General features: G+C 46.5%; 1 protein-coding gene. It reads left to right on the top strand.

What is annotated here, in order from left to right; genetic code table 11:
- Positions 1-2071, top strand: a 2071-nt coding sequence (locus BN202_RS03230; RefSeq protein WP_034987397.1) for a DUF4815 domain-containing protein, incomplete at both ends; no start/stop codon positions are given.

Below are 2071 nucleotides of genomic sequence, written 5' to 3'. Positions count from 1 at the left end.
AGCCATGCAAGCCATTGCGACGTACGACCGCGCCCATGGGCATTATATCGTGAGTGGCTGCCGTGTGAGCGCATTGGGACCAAACAACGGTTGCCAAGTCTTTAGTATCCAAGAAGGAGAAGCAAATATCAATGGCTTTAAACGCAAACGCCTTGCTGCTTTGCGCCATGAAGAACAAGAGGACTTTTCGACAAGCGTTGTTCCTAGCGAAACGCATATTTTTGCGCCTCAAAAGGGCAAGACAAGTTTCACCTTTAAACCCTATTATTTTCCTATTGCTGATATTCAGTCTCTTTTGTTGACAAAAGAAAAAACCGTTAACGTCACCCGTGGTGCGGTTGTCGCTGGACGTGATGGTGTTCCTGATAAAAGCATTACCTCTTTTATTAAAGTCGTTCAAGGAAGCAAGGAATTTAAAGAAGGCACGGATTTTAAAAAAACCGGAGACACCATTGATTGGGCACCCGTGGGCGATGAACCGTTACCGGGGAGCAGCTATAAAGTGACTTACCGTTACCGCGCAAGCGTGCAAGCTGATAAAGTGACAGCACAGGAAATCACTGTCTCAGGTGGGGCGCAAGGTGGTGATATTATCGTCAGTTACACTTACAAACTCCCCCGCATTGACCGTATTGGATTGAACACAGGAGGCAATGTGGTTTACATCAAAGGTATCTCAGTAGACCACCCCATGGCGCCTAGTGTTCCTGAAGATGTGCTCTCCCTTGCCACCATTACCAATAACTGGCTTGATTTACCGCGTGTGAAGAATGATGGAACGCGTGTTGCCCCTTATGATGAGATGTGGCGTTATTTTCAACGGGTGCTTTCCCTTGACCGCCTCATGCAATTAGAGCGCATTAAAAGCAATGTTGACTCTAAAGAGCCTGTTGCCAAAAAAGGCATGTTTGTAGACCCTTTTCTCGATGACAGTTACAGAGATGAAGGTTTTGAACAAACAGGAGCTGTCGGCAACGGCATTTTGCAGCTTGCTATTGACCCAACATTTTATACTGCCCCCTTGAACTCACCTGTCACGCTTGACTGGACCAATGAAGTGATCATTGCGCAAGAGTTGACAACGGCTTGCGAAAAAATCAACCCCTATCAAAATTTTGCGCCTCTCCCTGGAACAGTCACCCTTACCCCCGCGACAGACTTTTGGCATGTTGAGCGCACTGATTGGCTCTCTGGTGTGACCAATCAACTCAATATGGGGCAGAACCGTGGGAGAAGTATCGTTAAGACAGAAATCCGTGATGATTTGGTAAATACAACGAGGGAGCAAATCGATTTTTTAAGACAAATTCCGTTGAATTTTAAGATTGAAGGTTTTGGCAGTGGCGAAATCTTGGACAGCCTTACCTTTGATGGTGTCAATGTCTTGCCAACAAGCCGTCTTAGTGCCGATAGCAAAGGCACCCTTGAAGGGAGTTTCAAGATTCCACAAAACATTCCCGCCGGTACAAAAAATGTTGTGGCACGAGGGAAAGGTGGAACAACAGCAACGGGACTTTTTACCGGTCAAGGGGTAATTGATGTAAAAGTGATGCGGCGTACCACCACAGTGAAAATCTGGACACAAGTAGACCCGCAAGCACAAGTCTTTACCCCCGATGAAACACGGCAAATAACGGGGATTGATTTCCATCTTTGTAAAATAGGCAATCAAAACCATGATCTAGTGATTGATTTGGTCACTACAGAAAACGGCTATCCGACCGCCGATATTCAAGCACAAACCTCCTATTCCATGAAGGGCGCAAAGGGAGGGTGGGCAGAGGCACGCTATGATGTACCACTCCTTGTGATGGATGACCGATTAACGGCTTTCGTTATCAAGACAGATGATAGTAATCATTCTGTCTCACTCGCCAAACTTGGTGATTTTGATAAAGACAACCAAAGATACGTCTCAAGCCACCCTTACGTGACCGGTCCACGCTTTTCCTCTGTCAATGCGCAGAGTTGGACAGCGCACCAAGATGAGGCTTTAGCCTTTCGGGTGCTCGCTGCACGCTATAGGCAAACAGAAAAAACGGTGGATTTAGGCACTTTTGATCTTGTTGAC

The sequence above is a fragment of the Bartonella florencae genome (assembly GCF_000312525.1).
In the GTDB taxonomy this organism is placed as follows: Bacteria; Pseudomonadota; Alphaproteobacteria; order Rhizobiales; family Rhizobiaceae; genus Bartonella; species Bartonella florencae.
Note: the sequence above shows the minus strand (reverse complement) of the source record. Positions and strands in the feature narration are given on the sequence as shown.